Origin of the sequence: Nitrosospira multiformis (assembly GCF_900103165.1) — a bacterium.
Lineage (GTDB): Bacteria > Pseudomonadota > Gammaproteobacteria > Burkholderiales > Nitrosomonadaceae > Nitrosospira > Nitrosospira multiformis_D.
Genome location: NZ_FNKY01000001.1, coordinates 3,150,797 through 3,166,293 on the forward strand (window position 1 = coordinate 3,150,797; position 15,497 = coordinate 3,166,293).

A 15,497-nucleotide genomic window follows, 5' to 3' on the forward strand; every position below is an offset into this window, starting at 1 on the left:
AGTTCGTGGAGGCTATCGATCTTACCAGAACGTGGCGCATAGAATTGGCGGTCATTCGCTCAACGGCGTTTCGGTCGCCGCCATCTTTCCGGCAATCTGGCCGAATGCCCAGGCCTCGGGATAATTGCTTCCCACTTGATAAAGGAAACCAAAAAAAGAACCCAGCTCTCCCGCTGCGTATAGCCTCGGGATAACGCCATCGTTATGGTCCAGCACCTGGCAATTTACGTTGCGTTTTGGGCCGCCCTGGGTATTCACCAGCGAGAGTCCCAGTTCGACCGCAAAATAGGGCGGCGTCTCGAAAGGGGCTAATGTTTTTTCGTTTCGACCAAATAGAGAATCGCACCGCTCGATACAGGCGCGATTGAATTCTGTTATGGTCTTCTCAAGAACATCGGTTCTAGCCCCGATCTTATTGGCCAGATCGGCGACGGTTTCAGCCTGCAGCACCCACCCCTCGTCGAGCTCGGCCTGATTGTCGGCGCTCCAATCGTAGATCTTGTTCACTAAACAGTAGCCGACAATTCCGCCCCTTTTTGTCCGCAACATTTGGGCGGTAGGGGCAATCGGCCCTCTGGATAGGTATGTCTGATCAAAAATCATATAAGCAGGCAGATTTCGATACTCCGCGTTACCGTGGTCGTACCGCAGGATCTCAAGCTGCTCTTTACAATGGCTGAGCAGTGCATCCTCAGCCATAAACCTTTCCCCGAACTTGTTCACGAACATATAGCTGCCGGCGCGTTTTGTTCGCCCCAAACCGTAGCCGATCGCAGTGCCGAATTTTTTGCTGGGTTCCCGCGCGCAGAATCTGCCCCATTCTATCGCCGCCATGTGCCAAAGCGCGGCTCCAGCCTCGGAAGCCAGGCTAATGCCATCCCCGGTGTTACCGGGAGATCCCCAGGAGAAAATGTAATCGGTTGCTCCGGGAAAATTGAAGTTCGCCAGCATCGCCGGATTGTATGCGTACCCGCCACACGTCAAAATGACTCCCTTGCGAGCCAGAAGTTGAATATCCTGCCCATTGCGTTGCGCTTTCGCCCCCAGGATTTCCCGTGTTTCTGGATTCTGGATCAGGGTTTTCACCTGCGTGTCCGTAAGGATCTCGATTTTGCGATCCTTGACCTGGCCGTCGAGAAACCGGAATCCATTCTCACCCGTAGGGTCGATATGAATTTGCTTGAGCCTACCGCTCATCATTGAAGGAAAACTGGGGGGAATCGGGGGTCCGGCCGTGAATTCCAGGCCCAGCCGGGACAGCAAATCGGGGATGCCCACCATCGCCTCGGCAAAGGCACGGACCATCTCTTCGCCCACCGTGCCGGACGAGAGCGCCCGGTAATATGCGATTGCTGCCTCGATGCTCTCCGGAATCACCATGGCTCCCGCGCAAACAGCGCTGTTGCCGCCGCCAACATCAAGTTTTTCCGCGATCAGAACGCGAGCCCCGGCATCGTGAGCAGCAATGGCAGCATTGGCCCCGGCCGCGCCATACCCCACGATCAATACATCGACGTCATAGTCTTTCTTCATGAGACTCTCTGTTACTCTCCTATTCGTCCTCGATCCCCACCCTGATGAGAGTCGGGAAATCTTGAATTCTGTCGAGCGTTTGCAGGTTACGTGATAGTTTGAAAATCTGCAGCTTTTGCGAACCTGGCCGACGTTTCCCTAACCGCTATCACCATGCAGACAAACGGCACACTCTTCCTGATGATCAATGCACGGCTGAAATTGGCGTAGAAATACCATTTCGTTCAACACAAATGAGACAACCTCACCCGTGTTCGGATCTTTTTTAAACTCGATGGTTTCAAAACAAAAGGCTCCCAGTTTTTGTTTGAAACGCAGCCCGCCGATCGGCTGCAATAGCGTCTCGTATGCCACGCCATAACTCAGGTAGATCTGATTCACTCTATAGATAACTTCTACTTTTCCAAAAGTGGCATGACGATACAAGCCAGCCAATTCCTCCCATGACTCAGGCGCCGCTGGCTGTTTTCGCAAACGGCTTAGCCTCTCATAAAAAACCTGGTCGCCCAGGGTAATTGTGGCATCTCCCTTGCCCAGGCCGCTAATCCTGAGCATCTGGTGGCGACAATCGCCATTAAGCATAAAATACGCATTTCTTGAATGGGGATAGAGATTAATCCGGCAATCGTCCCGAATAAATTCCGGGACATTTCCATCTTCCCCCTTGAAACGCACAACGCTCCTTCTGTTTCCGGCAAGGACATTGAACCTCCCGGTACGCCGTCCAAAATGGGGCAAAAAACTGCCACCCACTCTTTCCCGGCAAACCTGATATAGAATCTCTCTCAGCTCGTTGTTGCAAGTGGCGTGATTACCCAAAGCAACACCCACCAGGCCTAGATCGGGAATCATAAACATGAAACCGGAAAAACCCGAACTGCTTCCGGCGGAGTAATAGAAAGGCAAATCGTCTATCGCCTCCACAAACAACCCGAGGCAAGCACTGGAGTGGGGACTCACCTTGTGCCGATCCACCAGCATCTGCTCAACCACCCCGCTCACTATGAAATTAACACGGTGGCCTTCGCCAACGAAGCTGACCAGCCAACGGAGGTAGTCATCGGCAGTGGAAATCATACCTGCGGCAGAATTTGGCAAGGGGAGGTGTGGACAAGGCACGGAGGGTTCCCCAAGGTCGGGGGAGCCGAAATACCAGCCCTTCCAATACCCGGTCGCGAGATCGCCGTTCGATTGTTCGCCATTATCGGCAAAACCGCTGCGGTGCATTCCAAGAGGAGAAAAAACCGCTTTGGATATAAAAGCGTCAGCGGCATCGCCACTGATACTTTCGATCACCTTACCTAGCAAATAGTATCCCCAATTCGAATACTTGAAATGTTCTCCGGGCGCGAACAGCAATTGCGAAGAACTGATTCGCAACAGCGTATCTTTGTCGGAATAGGCACGGGAATGATAAGGTCCCCGAGCCAGCCCTGCGGTATGGCTCAGGAGATGGGAAATGGTGATGGAGCGGAATTCCGGGCGCGTTTCCAGCTCCGGAATATAACAGGCGATGGAGTCGTCCGGATCCAACCGGCCCTGACTGGCCAGTTGCAAAACGGCATGCGCAACGACCGGTTTTGTCAGACAACCTATCCGGAATAAGTGCCTGGATTCCAGCCGTTCGCCGGACGACAGGTCGCTGACACCGAGTTCACAATTGAAAAGTTCACTGCCATTTTGGGCGACGCGAATGCTGAGTCCGGGTATCCGCCGTATACGCATCCTGTATTGCAGATCGGCGAGCAAATCGTTCACTTACATGCTTCCGCAATTCCGGGGTCATCATGGGGCAAATTCCAACTCACCAGGTATTCAACATCCCGCACGGACATCGCTTTCGTCCCGTTGACTGCTTCTCTGATTATGCAGAGGTTGTCCCGCCTTTTCGGGCGTATTGCAAGGCATCAGCCCAGACCCGAAACGCCAAACCGATGAAGCAATAAACTCGAACCGGTTTGGCGCCCCCACACACACGGCGCCCGAAAAGACGACATCCTTTCCGGGCTACCCGTACGGTCAAGAGAAATTGATTTGAGCCGCTTCAATAAGAGGCGTGGAGCCGCAAATAAATGGCGGTTTACCACCGTTTATTGTGACACCCGTTACGGTGTAAGTCTCCATGTACTGGGCCATTTCCAGCACTGTGTCCATAGCGATGAGCGTGTGCTTCAGCGTTTTCTGGCTGTCGGCGGTCCACTGCTTCAAGAACGTATTGGACCCCGTTACACTGTCTGGTTTATTTTGCTGCAGCCAGGTTTGCAACTCGATCACCAGGTTCGTCTGTATTATGCCTATGCCATTCGCATCAGCAGTCTTGTAATCGAAACCTTGCATTTGCTCGATGACATGCTTCCACCAGTCAATTGGCGCATTTGGGTTTTTTTGCTTGTCTGCCGCAACCGCTTTAAGAATTTGCGTTACGCCGACATTGAGCGCAGTAACCAAGCCGGCGATTGCCAACTGTTTGAGAGCTTCTTGAAAGAATGCTTTTACCGTGGCTGACGCACCTCCGCCCTCGCTAGGTTCTGGTTCCGGTTCCGGCTCAGGTTCCGGCTCGGGTTCTGGTTCTGGCTCCGGTTCCGGATCTCCACCTTCGATTTTCCAGAGGTAGGTGTCTTCCACGCTGGCGGCATACTTCATGTGCGCTTCGTCTACGGGTTCGAAATCCTTTTGTGGGTCGTTTTGTGCTTTCATATTTTTCTCCTTTGGTTTTGCTGGACGCTCATATAGAACTAGAAACTCTCTTAATTAATTAATCGCAACCCCCGTCTCTGCCGGTGGTCGTTTAACTTAATGAATGGACAACCGCTCTTGCAGGAGCGCCAGCAAGGACTTGCCAAGCTTACGATCTATCGCAGCCCGTCTTTTAACCTTGCTTTCAGCAGTGGGCTCCAACAAATCGTAGTCTTTATCGCCATTCATTTTGAAAAGCCTGTTGGCTTCCCAAAACACATACTCGCCATCTTGGGTTCTTGAATAGTCCAGAGCAGTCACGTCACTTCCACTTGCTCGCCCTGCACGCGCTAAAAGTCCCAGGTCAGACTCGCTTCCACGAATAAAGTCTCTATTGGCAGCAGCCGAGTCTGCGAATGATTCGGAGGAAGCAAAATTCACCAGCCAGTGGGTGCTGACCGTCTTGTGCCGCAAGACCACGTTGTTGCCCACCACATAGGCGCGGCACTTGTGATATCTACCCTGCTCATCCGCGATGTCGATAAATTCAATGGCGAGATTGGGTGGAGGCAAAACGCCTGCGCCTCCCGAAGCCAGGAATTGGGTACGCTTCGCGTTCACCAGCGCCCGGGCCTCGTCAACACCATGAACCAACCGCATTTGCTGACCACGGTGAATACCATCGACGCGCAGAATCAGGGGGTAAGGAAGCTCAATATCGTCGACACTGGCAAACTTCTGGAATTTTGGGCAACGAATACCCGCCTGCCGCAAGTTACCCAATATAGTGGAATGTCGAACGTCCCATCCGCTAAATACGCTATTAATAACGGGTATCCGGCGTGCTTCGCAAGCCTTTTCAAATACCATTGCGTGATATACGAAGTCATTGCTCCGGTGCCGGTAACTCCAGAAAACCACGCCTCTGACACTATGCGGATCGAGTTCGATGCTGTCGTCCCAGGGTTGGCAGAGGGACCAGGAAAGACCACAGTTCTCCAGCGCCCAGACTAGTTGGCGGGACGCCCCAAATTCGGAAAATTTCTCCAGGGTTGAGTCAGCCGAGACAACGATAACTTCGCTCTTCCGCGCTTTTTTCTCCGCTTGCGAACCCTTTCTTTCGCCAAAGTACCCTGGATTCTGCCGGTATCGTGAACTCGCACCGGACTCCATCGGTGGGGCCTTCATTTCCAATTCCGATACGCCCAGCAAGATCTCGGCAACGCCACAAAAAGGAGACATGATCGGCCGATTTGCGGACCATAACTCACAATAGCGACACTTTTGCGCCCACGTCAGATGCCCTGCCTGCGCCAACCCTTTTTTTAATTCCAGGTGGTGCTGCTTCCAGCGTTGCCAGTATTTGAGCAACTCAGCCTGCCAGGGGCTGCTGCGACGGAGTTCGACCCAAGCCTGAAGGATTTCCCGACATTGGACGTCCGACCACTCGGGATGACCCTCAATTTCTTGACCGAGGAGCCCCCACAAGTCGCTGTCAGATAGGCGAGCCCAAGCATCCGCAACGTTTTTAGTAGTAGGCATGCCCGCTTCTTGCAGGACGCCAGAATCGAATGCGAGGCCGTTTCGACCGGAGGTGAAAACTCGGGCCATATCCAGAGTCGCCAAGGGTAAAACCCTCTCATGGTCGAGCGGCCAGCGCACTGGTTCCATGGCGTTAATCATACAGCGATCGCCTTTTCGATCAGCTCGCGCCGCGCATAGATTCTGTCGTCTACCGGAAAAGAGACTAAACGGCCATTTGTACCCAATGGCAAGCCAACATAGTCTTTTACGTAGTCCTCGGGAAGGGTTAGATGCAAGTTGCACTCCTCTGAGCATACATATTTGAGAACCTCAACCAACATTCCAATTGAGTACACCCGGCCCGTGCATGACCGCTTGCCCAAACCAAATGGCATAAACTTGCAACCCTTCGTCGAATTGGCTGCAGCAAAGCGCTGGGGACGGAAATCATCAGGATCCTCCCAAACGTTCTCATTGCGATGCAGGCCAAAGACGGACACCATGAAATCCGTAACCTCTTCTTTTGATCGTCCGCTTTTTTCCCATATCCCTTTTTCCTCATAGCCGAATTGACGGAATGGGGGAAAAAGGCGGAGAACTTCGTTGACGAAGTGTTTTGCCATCGTCTCATCGTCACGGATCTTATCGACATATTCCGGGCGTGCCGCGAGACACAACAACATGGAGCTCATGGCCGCAGACAAAACGTATGAAGACACCAGGATACTGGTCAACTCCCCCCTGAACTGCGCCCTGGAGATTTTGCCGCTTTGCTTCAATTCGATCAGATGGGCATACCAACTCCCTTCTTTCGGAGTCGCAAATTCAAACATCATCTTTTCGAGTTTGACTGTGATTTTCCTGGTGTAATGATCGCTCTTGAAGAATATCAAATCGATGATTTTCCGCATGGGCCCAAAACTGGGGAATTGCATGCCTAGCGCATACATCACCCCGTCCAGGTGCATTGGCCGCGTACCCGGTTGAAAATCGATTTCCCGGATATGCTCCCGCAAGGATTCCAGTACATTCGCACCCAGCAAGTTCGACGACATGCTAAGGTATACCGCTGGAATAAGGCTGCTCGACAGGCGCAACTCCCTGCTGTTACCCGTCATAAAGACTTCGTCGACGAGTTTCTTCGCAATGTCGGGATAGCGTTCCTGGGCCGGCACGCACTGGAGAAATATGCTTCTTAAAAATTGTGCGTGCCCGTCATCGCTGACCACGATGGAGTCGTGGCTGAGGTGAAAGCGGCTCAACATGTCTCTCGTCAACTGCGAGCGCGTGAAGTTGCCTCCCTTGAGATACTCTTTCACCCGATCGGGGTCGGCGCTGTACTCCAGAAGATTTCTCAACCATGGCAAACTGTATAGGTGATCAGTGCCCTTCCATTGGAATCTGTCCAGTAGTGATTGAAACATGAGCTCCCCTCTCCCCAGGCCAATAATTACCACTACACGAGCGCTGCCCCTCTTCTCAAGGCTCGATCAGACATCAAGGACGCGTGCGAATTTCCTCTTGATAAACCCTAGCCGGGCAGACTGATAAGACAACCCGACGAAAAGCGCTGCTTTAAGTATTCCAAACCGAATCCAATAGGGCAACCACTGCTGGCCGATCCCGTTGAGGCCATACTGATAAACCCTGTCAACCAACTGCACATCTGAGAAATGCGTAATCTTTTTGTTAACCAGGCTTGCCGTTGCGAATGTATACAAATCTTTGGCAAGATCGTACTCACCCAACTTCACCAGCGCCGTAATCTTGCGGAGATGATCACGCCAAAATACAGCCCACTCATCGTTATTGCATCGAGAAACAATCTCTGGCGCAATTTCGTAGTAGAGGTCTACAGCAGAAAGCTCTTTCTTGCTTTTCATCTTGTTGTCACGGAGGTACCGCGCAAGTTCTAACGGTTCGCAGTCGTCAGGCAAACCCTGCGCCTCGACAGTGGCGGTCGTTAAAAAACACGCCCTGGCTGGATCAGGCTTTAATTCGTTTGGCTTTTTTTCACTCACTTTCTTATTCATATTTCACTCCTTCCAGATGAATTAAGTGTTTGGATCGACACAAGGTCGGTAACCCCGTTTCTTTGATTGAGTCATTCATGACACGAACGCCAGGGAGCTTATACTGCTACTTCTGCTACTAATGGATAGAGGCCGGACTAGTCGAAACGATTACTGATTCTTCGAAAGCAATTACAGTTGTATCCTGCGCCTGTCATGATGGCAGCTGTCGCGCCTGCCCATCTTCCGCCTATCGTATTGCTGGGCATTACGCCGGCTTATCAGCCGCCGCTCGGAGGTATCGGCCGCAGTTTCAATCCGCTCCATCTGCCCTTCTCCGGCGATTAGCCAATCAAAGGAAAAAGCAAACACGGAATGAATAATCAGCAGTTTTTTGATCTCAGGCGTGGCGACCCCATTTTCCCACGCTGAAACGGCGGCTTTGGAAACGCCGCACAATTCCCCTAACTGGCTCTGGGTAAGTTTGTATTTGTTTCGAAGCTGGACAAGTCTTGAGCCGATACTCATTCTAAATTGATGCTCCAGCGCAATTGAAAGTACATTTAAAATGTATATAAGGCAAAGCTTAATGCTGTTATAAGGTAATTGTCAAATATCTTTTTACTCCAATAAGGACGCCTTCCACTTTTCATTACGTCACACCTTGACGATACGCACAGACATACCGACGACAGATCAATAAAGAAGCGTTGGAGTTTGCTCACTTAATAGTGAAGCAGAGCTGACCTGCTCCCCGTAATTAGCGACACGGTGCAGTAGAATCCTGGGTTGCATGACCCGCTTGGTCGTTTCGTAACTTCTCTATCAATTTAATCGGAGGATCAGCCAAGCCGGTCAGGTTTCCATACTACGGAAGAACATCGTGCTATCTCATCGGGCTGGCCTCACGCAGCTGACGTCACCCTCCGGGCAATTTATCAGCCTGATAAGTTCCTCGGTGCGAGCGCGGGTCATCCGGGTCGCACATCGCCATTTGACCATGTCCTGTACGCTGCCTCCCTGACTGGCGCTGCTCTCGAAGTCGCAGGCAGCGGTACGATAGTGGATCCAGGCCTTCTGGGTGTGCCGCAGTTGGTTTCGTGGCTTCTGAGCAAGACTTTCAGCCAGCATTTTATAGCTGACTGCGTAGGCTTCCGTTGCAACGAGAAATTCTTCGTGGGCACAGCGCCCCAAGTCCGCTTGCGTGACTGGCGACGCACAGTCCTGTGCGAATGCAACACCGGCCATGTACGTCATGCACAGCAGCGGCGCGGCTGTAAGTGCCCGGCCAAGTGTGTGGGCGAATTGGTTCATTCTTTACTCCAGCAGGTTAAATCAACACAATCAGCGCAAAATCGCTGAATGCGGAGAGCGTGGGCCGCGGATCATTCAGCTCATTCATCTCACTTATATGTGAGCCGCTGGTTACTCATTTACAGTTATTATTGATCGGCGTCGATGGAATGCAGGCTCATTTTCAGTTATCTCTGAACCCTGACTGCAGTATCCCGATGGCATTCCTCCCTTCGTCAGGGTCGCCCTGTGGTATTCCGGGCTCGACTTCCAATGAACTTCAGTCCGTCACAGGAAGTAGAAAGCGACTAAGCCGAGTTTACTGCTCCATTCGTTCGGTTACCAATAATTTGAGGCAACGTATCCTCTTGATACACTCCTGCGGTTTTTTTATTGAGGCAATTCGCACGTTACTGCACGGTGGATATTTTTATGAATATGGCCTATAAATAATTTGATTAGTATCGGTTTGGACGACAAACCTTGGCAATAACAAATAGCCCAGAATGGGCAGCTGGTCAATAATTCCTTAAGGGGAGAACATCGATGAATGCCGAACAATCCCGCCTGGAAGAGGCCAGGATAAAGAAAGCCTCCTGGAAAAAATGGGGTCCCTACCTGAGCGAACGCCAGTGGGGAACCGTCCGTGAGGACTATAGCCAGGGTGGCGATGCCTGGAATTACTTTTCCCACGATCAGGCGCGCTCGCGGGCATATCGCTGGGGAGAAGACGGGTTGGCTGGAGTCTCCGACGACAAACAGCAGCTGTGTTTTGCGCTCGCCCTCTGGAACGGGAAGGATGCCATCCTCAAAGAACGACTGTTCGGGCTGACGAATAGCGAAGGCAACCACGGCGAGGACGTCAAGGAATATTACTTCTACCTCGACAGCACGCCGACGCATTCTTACATGAAGTATCTCTACAAATACCCACAGGCGGCCTATCCCTACGCCGATCTGGTGGAGACGAACCGTCGTCGCACCCGGGACGAGATGGAGTATGAACTGCTCGATACCGGCGTGTTTGATCAGGATCGCTATTTTGATGTCTTCGTGGAATATGCCAAGGAAGGTCCGGACAACATCCTGGTGCGGATCACCGCAGTCAATCGGGGACCTGAGCAGGCAGAGCTGCACCTGTTGCCGACCCTGTGGTTCCGCAACGATTGGGCCACATGGATTACCGGGCCTGGCGAAAAACCGATACTGAAGCAGATCCAGGGACCGGCGGGCACGAGTGCGATGACGGCGCACCATCCCCTGCTGGGCACATATAATCTGTACTGCGAAGGCGAGGTGGCGCTGCTCTTTACCGAGAATGAAACGAACAACGATAGGCTCTTTCCTGAATACCCGAACGCCGGCCTATACGTCAAAGACGGCATCAATGACTATGTGGTGCAGGGTCGCCACGCGGCCGTGAATCCTGAACACCAGGGCACAAAGGGCGCGGCGTACTACAGGCAGAGGGTGGAGCCAGGCCAGTCGATGACGGTGCGCCTGCGCCTCACCAGCCGAGTCCCCGTCGAGCAGGACAAGAAGAAAGGGGTTGCCGTCCCCTTCGGGCCGGCGTTTGCCGAGACCCTCGCCGCTCGCCTGCAGGAGGCGGACGAGTTCTACCATTCTGTCACCCCGCCTTCGGTCTCCCCGGACGCAGCCAACGTGATGCGCCAGGCCCTGGCCGGCATGCTCTGGTCCAAGCAATACTATTATTTCGATGCCGATCGTTGGCTGAGCGAACATAACGCTCACCCTCTGTATCCTGATAGCCGCTACTCCAGAAACCGGGACTGGTTCCACATGGTCAACTGCGACATCATCTCGATGCCAGACAAGTGGGAATACCCCTGGTACGCGGCCTGGGATCTGGCCTTCCACACCCTGCCGCTCTCGATCGTGGACCCCGACTTTGCGAAGCAACAGATGCACCTGATGCTTCATGGGCTATACCTGCATCCCAACGGCCAGATGCCCGCCTATGAATGGAACTTCGGCGACGTAAACCCTCCGGTCCATGCCTTTGCGACTTTATTTCTCCACCGCACCGATCAAGCCCTGCGCGGTGAGACGGACGTGAATTCCCTCAAGTCGGCATTCAACAAGCTTCTCCTGAACTTCACCTGGTGGGTGAACCGCAAGGACCGGTTCGGCAAGAACGTGTTCGAGGGAGGCTTCCTCGGCCTCGACAACATCGGCATCTTTGACCGTAGCGCCCCACTGCCCAGCGGGGGCAACCTGGAACAGGCGGACGGCACGGCCTGGATGGCCTTGTTCAGCCAGAACATGCTGGAGATCGCGGTGGAACTCGTTGCCGACGACCCCACCTACGAAGACATGGTCACAAAGTTCGTTGAGCACTTCCTCTATATCGCCGTGGCTATGAACAAGCCCGGGTCGGACGGCATGTGGGACGAGGAAGACGGCTTCTATTACGATCTGCTGCGGCTGCCGGACGGCAGCGCTCAGAGGCTCAAGGTGCGCTCGATGGTGGGGCTGCTGCCTCTGTGCGCCACCACGGTGGTCGAGCCGTGGCAGCGCGAACTCATTCCGGGGACAGTCGCCGCGCTTCAGGCCCGCCTCCGCCAGATGCCTGAACTGCGCAAATCCATTCACCCCACGGGCCAGGGGCATTTCGGAGTGGCCGATCGGGGAATGGTTGCTCTGCTCAATCCGGAGCGGCTCCGGCGGGTCCTCTCGAAGATGCTTGACGAGGACGAGTTCCTGAGTCCTTACGGCATCCGCTCGCTCTCCAAGTTTCACGAGCAAAATCCTTACATCTTAAACGTGGGCGGCCAGGAGTACCGGGTGGACTATTTGCCGGGCGAGTCAAACACCGGCATGTTCGGCGGCAACTCCAACTGGCGCGGACCGGTCTGGATGCCGGTGAATATCATGATCATTCGGGCGCTCCTGAATTTCTATCTCTATTACGGCGACAATTTTAAAATTGAATGCCCCACTGGGTCCGGCAAGATGATGAACCTCTTCGAAGTCTCCAAGGACATTGCGGATCGGCTGAGCCGGATCTTTCTTCGCAATGAAGAGGGTCAGCGTCCTGTCTACGGCGGCACGGAGAAGTTCCAATCCGATCCCCACTGGCGCGACCATCTCCTCTTCTATGAATACTTTCATGGCGACAACGGAGCGGGGCTGGGCGCGAGCCATCAGACCGGCTGGACCGGGGGCGTGGCGAAACTCATCCAGCTGTATGGACTCCTGGATGCACAACAGGTCCTGGAAAGGGGTAAGCGGGCTGCGTTCAAGAGAGGAAACGCATGAACCCCTTGCCGAAATATCCCGTCATCTATGAGATCAACACCTGGGTCTGGCTGGGTGAGTTGAGCCGGGCACACCGGAAGCCAGTGACCCTGGCCACGGTGCCGGATCAGGAATGGGATGCCCTTGCCGCTCATGGCTTTGACACGGTCTGGTTCATGGGCGTGTGGGAACGGAGCCCTGCCGGCATCGCCATCTCGATGCGAAACGAAGGGCTTCTGGAGGATTTCCGCCGGGCGCTCCCCGACTTCTCGCCAGAGGACAATGTCGGTTCGCCCTATTGCGTGCGGCGCTACGCCGTGGACCAGCATTTGGGAGGGCCGGCAGGGCTTGCCGCAGCGAGAAAAAAGCTGGCAGACCGGGGGCTGCGGCTGATCTTGGATTTCGTCCCGAATCACGTGGCGCCGGATCACCCCTGGGTCACGGAGCATCCGGACTATTTCATCCAGGGCAGCACCGACGATATGACACAGAAACCGGGTGAGTTTTTCCAGGCCGGCGGCAAGGTGCTGGCCCTGGGAAGAGATCCATTCTTTGCGCCCTGGCCTGACGTGGTGCAGCTCAATGGGTTTCATCCAGGATTGCGCAAGGCAATCATTGAGACTTTGGTGTCCATTGCCGGGCAATGCGACGGCATGCGCTGCGATATGGCGATGCTGCTCATGACGCCCATCTTCGAGCGCACATGGGGGCACCGCGCCGGGCCGTGTCCCGACAAAGAATACTGGCCGGAGGTAATCCAGGAGGTGCGGAAGCGTTACCCCGATGTCCTTTTCATGGCTGAGGCTTACTGGGATAAGGAATGGGAGCTTCAACAACAGGGATTCGATTACTGCTATGACAAAAGGCTGTACGATCGTCTTGAGCATGATCAGGCCGAGAGCGTACGATTGCATCTGTGTGCCGATCTGCCCTACCAGGAGAAGCTCGTGCGCTTTATCGAGAACCACGATGAACCGCGTGCGGCTGCGACGTTTGCGGACCAGAAGGCGCGGACTGCCGCAGTGACGTTCGCGACCCTGCCTGGCGCCAGACTATTTCACGAAGGGCAATTTGAGGGACGCCGCGTGAGACTCCCTGTATTCCTGCGCCGCCGTCCCGATGAAACCCCCGACCCGAATCTTCAGGAATTCTACAAATTGCTCCTTCAAGCCCTTCGCAGCAAAGATTTCGGGGATGGGGAGTGGAAACCATGCGAACGGACCGGTTGGCCGGACAACGACAGCTACTTGAACATGGTTGCCTGGTGCTGGCAACAAGGGGCCGACCACCACCTGATCGTCGTCAATCTTTCCGGGGTCCGTTCCCAGACGCAGGTCAAATTACCATGGGCTGATCTTGCCGGCTATTCCTGGGAGTTGACCGATCTGCTGCAGATGACGGTCTATGATCGAGTGGGCGACGAACTGCAGGAGGCGGGCTTGTACGTGGACCTGGAACCGTGGGGCTATCACGTCCTCCACTGCGAGCACAGCTGATCGAACCGAATCCAGGCGGCGGGTAACGATAGGGTTTCGATGGAATTGCATGAAATCATCGGTTTTGTAGCGGGCTTCGGCACCACCTTTGCAGCCGCCCCGGATTTGCTCGCAATGCTCAAGCGAAGGAGCTCCCGAGGTATGAATCCAACCATGGCAGGCATCATGGGCACGTTTCAAATCGTGTGGGTATATTACGGTGTCTTGATTGACTCAATGCCCGTGATAGTCTGGAATATTATCGCAGTGGTGATCAATTTCCTCGTGGTGGGTGCTTTTTTTTACTTTGTCCGCAACGAGAAAATAGTGCGCGAAGCAAAAAGGTAGAAGGTAGCAGGTGAAGAAACTAATCCCACGCCGGAGTCACAGGCATCATGAGTTCAGTAACCTCGCGCTATAGATTTCACCGATAAGCCATAACGCCCCTTTCCTGTTTACACTCCAGCTATCGATAAAATACGCTATTAAGGGTAAATACGCGGTGGAACTTTTCATGAACACAATAGTGCACCGCCTCTTATTTTGCTACAGAACCGTCATTTCTGCTTCAAACTGGAATTCCGTGCCGTGCGAATCTCTTCCGCCAATTGCCACACGGCCATGGCGTAATGCACGCTGCGGTTGTAGCGCGTGATAACGAAAAAATTATTAAAACCCAGCCAATACTCGTTGCCACTTTTATTCACCAGCTCAAGCAGCGTGGCCGGATGATCACGGGGAATGTCAGCCCGCGTCATGACGCCCAGTTTTCGTATTTCTTCCACTGTATATGATGGCTTGCTCCCAGCGAATAAAACGCTGCGATAACTCTCGCCATTCACCATAGCGGGGACCACTACCGTTCCCCCTGTCTCCCAGCCGAAGCTCTTCAGATAATTCGCGACACTGCCTATGGAATCCGCTGTGCTGCCAGATAAATCGACCTTGCCGTCACCATCAAAATCCATCGCATTACGCCGATAGCTGCTGGGCATGAATTGCGGAATACCAATGGCTCCGGCATAAGAGCCCTTGATATTGAGAATGTCGGCACCCTGCTCTCGCCCCAGCAGCAGATATTGCTCCAACTCGTCCCGAAAGAATGCGGCGCGCCTCGGATAGTCAAAGGCCAGCGTGGTCAATGCGTCCAGCACGCGGCGTTTACCGCTCTGCGCGCCGTAAGTGGTTTCCACGCCAATTATCGCGGTGATGATTTCCTCGGGGACACCAAATTCCCTGCGCGCCCGCTCCAACGTCGCGGCATGATTATTCCAGAAATCGACACCGCCCGTTATGCGCCGCGGGTTGATAAAAACAGGACGGAACACATGCCATGGCCTGGAGGTCGCCGGCCGGGAAATTGCATCGATGATGGTGGGCTGAAACTTTACGGTGCCAAATATATTCTCCAGTTCGGCCTGTCCGAATCCATGCCGCGCCACCATCTCACCGATAAAGGTTTCGATCTCCGGACGCAATGGTTCGGCCATGGCTGGTGTACTCCCGGCGATCGCAAGAAACCCGAATGCATATAATGGCAGCCGCATGATTACCCCTACCGAAAACACCAAATAATCGCTTGTTGATATAGGCGATCAATACCTGGCGGTTCATTGATCCCTTCCGTTGAGCTGCCCAAAAACTAACCCCGACCAGCCCCGAACAACACCGCCCCGGTGAGCGGGATGTTACTCATATATAACCGGTTTACAACACCACAAGCAGC

Annotated in this window: 12 protein-coding genes; 3 read left to right on the forward strand and 9 right to left on the reverse strand. The window is 53.8% G+C overall.

Annotated elements, in window-relative coordinates:
• Positions 1 to 51: 51 nt before the first annotated feature.
• From BLR00_RS14265 to BLR00_RS14300, 8 genes are all read right to left on the reverse strand, one after another.
• Positions 52 to 1,533 carry an FAD-dependent oxidoreductase gene (locus BLR00_RS14265; protein ID WP_074633811.1) on the reverse strand — a complete coding sequence of 494 codons (1,482 nt, stop codon included), beginning with the start codon at positions 1,531 to 1,533 and terminating at the stop codon, positions 52 to 54.
• A 138-nt stretch (positions 1,534 to 1,671) separates the two neighbouring features.
• Positions 1,672 to 3,291 (reverse strand): serine hydrolase domain-containing protein, encoded by a 1,620-nt coding sequence (locus BLR00_RS14270; protein WP_074633812.1) that lies wholly within the window; start codon positions 3,289 to 3,291, stop codon positions 1,672 to 1,674.
• 261 nt (positions 3,292 to 3,552) lie between these two features.
• The gene (locus BLR00_RS14275; protein ID WP_074633813.1) at positions 3,553 to 4,230 is read right to left on the reverse strand and encodes a hypothetical protein; all 678 of its coding nucleotides are present in this window, start codon (positions 4,228 to 4,230) and stop codon (positions 3,553 to 3,555) included.
• Between the two features lie 96 nt (positions 4,231 to 4,326).
• On the reverse strand, positions 4,327 to 5,892 hold the full coding sequence (locus BLR00_RS14280) for an ATP-grasp domain-containing protein (protein WP_074633814.1): 1,566 nt from the start codon (positions 5,890 to 5,892) through the stop codon (positions 4,327 to 4,329).
• Complete coding sequence (locus tag BLR00_RS14285) at positions 5,889 to 7,157, reverse strand: cytochrome P450 (protein WP_074633815.1); 1,269 nt, start codon at positions 7,155 to 7,157, stop codon at positions 5,889 to 5,891. The genes BLR00_RS14280 and BLR00_RS14285 overlap by 4 nt, the downstream gene beginning before the upstream one ends.
• A gap of 66 nt (positions 7,158 to 7,223) precedes the next feature.
• Complete coding sequence (locus tag BLR00_RS14290; RefSeq protein ID WP_074633816.1) at positions 7,224 to 7,766, reverse strand: hypothetical protein; 543 nt, start codon at positions 7,764 to 7,766, stop codon at positions 7,224 to 7,226.
• A gap of 171 nt (positions 7,767 to 7,937) precedes the next feature.
• On the reverse strand, positions 7,938 to 8,273 hold the full coding sequence (locus BLR00_RS14295; RefSeq protein ID WP_074633817.1) for a helix-turn-helix domain-containing protein: 336 nt from the start codon (positions 8,271 to 8,273) through the stop codon (positions 7,938 to 7,940).
• A 363-nt stretch (positions 8,274 to 8,636) separates the two neighbouring features.
• Complete coding sequence (locus tag BLR00_RS14300; protein ID WP_074633818.1) at positions 8,637 to 9,059, reverse strand: lysozyme inhibitor LprI family protein; 423 nt, start codon at positions 9,057 to 9,059, stop codon at positions 8,637 to 8,639.
• A 525-nt stretch (positions 9,060 to 9,584) separates the two neighbouring features.
• On the opposite strand from BLR00_RS14300, the gene BLR00_RS14305 reads away from it, so the two are divergent.
• Genes BLR00_RS14305 through BLR00_RS14315 form a run of 3 tightly spaced genes read left to right on the forward strand, consistent with a single transcriptional unit; the run spans position 9,585 to position 14,119 of the window.
• Positions 9,585 to 12,317 carry an MGH1-like glycoside hydrolase domain-containing protein gene (locus tag BLR00_RS14305; protein ID WP_074633819.1) on the forward strand — a complete coding sequence of 911 codons (2,733 nt, stop codon included), beginning with the start codon at positions 9,585 to 9,587 and terminating at the stop codon, positions 12,315 to 12,317.
• Complete coding sequence (locus BLR00_RS14310) at positions 12,314 to 13,792, forward strand: alpha-amylase family glycosyl hydrolase (protein ID WP_074633820.1); 1,479 nt, start codon at positions 12,314 to 12,316, stop codon at positions 13,790 to 13,792. The genes BLR00_RS14305 and BLR00_RS14310 overlap by 4 nt, the downstream gene beginning before the upstream one ends.
• A 39-nt stretch (positions 13,793 to 13,831) precedes the next feature.
• Positions 13,832 to 14,119, forward strand: a complete 288-nt coding sequence (locus tag BLR00_RS14315; protein ID WP_074633821.1) for a SemiSWEET family sugar transporter — start codon at positions 13,832 to 13,834, stop codon at positions 14,117 to 14,119.
• 209 nt (positions 14,120 to 14,328) lie between these two features.
• On the opposite strand, the gene mltB is transcribed toward BLR00_RS14315, so the two are convergent.
• Positions 14,329 to 15,318, reverse strand: a complete 990-nt coding sequence (mltB, locus tag BLR00_RS14320) for a lytic murein transglycosylase B (protein ID WP_074633822.1) — start codon at positions 15,316 to 15,318, stop codon at positions 14,329 to 14,331.
• Between the last annotated feature and the right edge of the window lie 179 nt (positions 15,319 to 15,497).

What these genes read in the sequence shown, in the direction of transcription:
- BLR00_RS14265 (WP_074633811.1), bottom strand. Translation starts at nt 1,533, where the DNA reads ATGAAGAAAGACTATGACGTCGATGTATTGATCGTGGGGTATGGCGCG.
- BLR00_RS14275 (WP_074633813.1), bottom strand. Translation starts at nt 4,230, where the DNA reads ATGAAAGCACAAAACGACCCACAAAAGGATTTCGAACCCGTAGACGAA.
- BLR00_RS14280 (WP_074633814.1), bottom strand. Translation starts at nt 5,892, where the DNA reads ATGATTAACGCCATGGAACCAGTGCGCTGGCCGCTCGACCATGAGAGG.
- BLR00_RS14285 (WP_074633815.1), bottom strand. Translation starts at nt 7,157, where the DNA reads ATGTTTCAATCACTACTGGACAGATTCCAATGGAAGGGCACTGATCAC.
- BLR00_RS14290 (WP_074633816.1), bottom strand. Translation starts at nt 7,766, where the DNA reads ATGAATAAGAAAGTGAGTGAAAAAAAGCCAAACGAATTAAAGCCTGAT.
- BLR00_RS14295 (WP_074633817.1), bottom strand. Translation starts at nt 8,273, where the DNA reads ATGAGTATCGGCTCAAGACTTGTCCAGCTTCGAAACAAATACAAACTT.
- BLR00_RS14300 (WP_074633818.1), bottom strand. Translation starts at nt 9,059, where the DNA reads ATGAACCAATTCGCCCACACACTTGGCCGGGCACTTACAGCCGCGCCG.
- BLR00_RS14305 (WP_074633819.1), top strand. Translation starts at nt 9,585, where the DNA reads ATGAATGCCGAACAATCCCGCCTGGAAGAGGCCAGGATAAAGAAAGCC.
- BLR00_RS14310 (WP_074633820.1), top strand. Translation starts at nt 12,314, where the DNA reads ATGAACCCCTTGCCGAAATATCCCGTCATCTATGAGATCAACACCTGG.
- BLR00_RS14315 (WP_074633821.1), top strand. Translation starts at nt 13,832, where the DNA reads ATGGAATTGCATGAAATCATCGGTTTTGTAGCGGGCTTCGGCACCACC.
- mltB (WP_074633822.1), bottom strand. Translation starts at nt 15,318, where the DNA reads ATGCGGCTGCCATTATATGCATTCGGGTTTCTTGCGATCGCCGGGAGT.